A 1,247-nucleotide genomic window follows, 5' to 3' on the forward strand; every position below is an offset into this window, starting at 1 on the left:
AGAACGAATCGTATTTATACAGGAAAAGATTCTGGGTTGATTGTCTCTTTTAGAAAGCCCTTCACCATGAAAGAAAATGTGCAAAACACGTTTCGTCTATTCTCAAATGAAAATCAAAACTTTGATCAACTGATTCCAAGAGAATATGAAGAAGTCAAAAAAGAATTTATCGAATGTTCAACACTTTATAAACAAAGCGAAGCCGACCTATCGGATAAACCCAATGATCTTAAAACGATGATTGCGCAAGTGAGTGCTTATCAAAAGCTAGAAAAGAGTTATAAAGCGCTCCGAAGCTATGATCAATACGAAGAGGACTTTGAAGCATTTTCAGAAGTAGTGGAGCAGATGCCACAATATCAAGGTAAAACGGAAAATGTTAAAACAAAGATTAAAGAAATGATCGAGGATGAGGAGCATCCTGAGGAAGACTTCGAGAAGCTTTTACAAGAGATTGCTTTTTCTTCGCAGCTCAATGCGACACATAAAGACATCGTGGATAGTTTTTATATTAATCAACTTTTGAAAGCGATTCAATTAAACGAAGCAGGGGCCGTTGAAAAATTTGAAAAAGAAATCCAACAAAAGGATCCTCAAATCCAAAAGATGTATCACACCTTGAAAGATCAACTCGTCAATACTACTGAAGAGATCGATGTGGCTCAATTAAAAGAGACTTCGATTCAAAATGAAATTCAAAGACAACTTCAAAAAGAAGCCGAAGAATTTGGATTATCCTTCGACTTTTTACAGTCTGCAATGAATGAATATCAAGGCGATAAGAAAACGATCCCTTATTTAACTCATTTACTGGATTCGATGACCCTTAGTAAAGAAGAGTTTGAAGCCAAAACGGGTGAAAAATACAGAAGAAGAACAAAAGTTTTAGAAGAACGACTACAACAAAACTTTGAACAACTTCAAAAATGGAAAGAAGAATTATAATGGCGACAGGTTTAAATCAACAACTATGGGCTTCTGCGGATATCTTACGTGGGAAGATGGATGCAAGTGAGTATAAAAACTACTTACTGGGATTAATTTTCTATAAGTACTTGTCTGATGCGCAGCTGAGAGAAGTTTATGAACAAGAAAATGGCAAAACAGATACCTTCCCAGAACGTTCCACTCAGTATGCAGGCTTCATGGAATGGTACGAAGAAGACAAAGACGATTTAATCGAAAATATCCAACCCAAACAAGGCTACTTTATCCAACCCGATCAATTGTTTTATCACTACCGCCTC

2 protein-coding genes are annotated in these 1,247 nt (G+C 36.2%); both read left to right on the top strand.

Going from position 1 to position 1,247, the window contains the following annotated elements:
* The coding region (locus ABT299_RS52730; protein WP_500255489.1) for a hypothetical protein at positions 1 to 945 on the top strand (945 nt) is incomplete at its 5' end.
* Positions 945 to 1,247: type I restriction-modification system subunit M N-terminal domain-containing protein (locus ABT299_RS52735; protein ID WP_500255490.1), on the top strand; the 303-nt coding region annotated here is incomplete at its 3' end. The genes ABT299_RS52730 and ABT299_RS52735, both read left to right, overlap by 1 nt.

Origin of the sequence: Spirillospora sp. NPDC000708, assembly GCF_040299565.1 — a bacterium.
GTDB lineage: Bacteria > Actinomycetota > Actinomycetes > Streptosporangiales > Streptosporangiaceae > Spirillospora.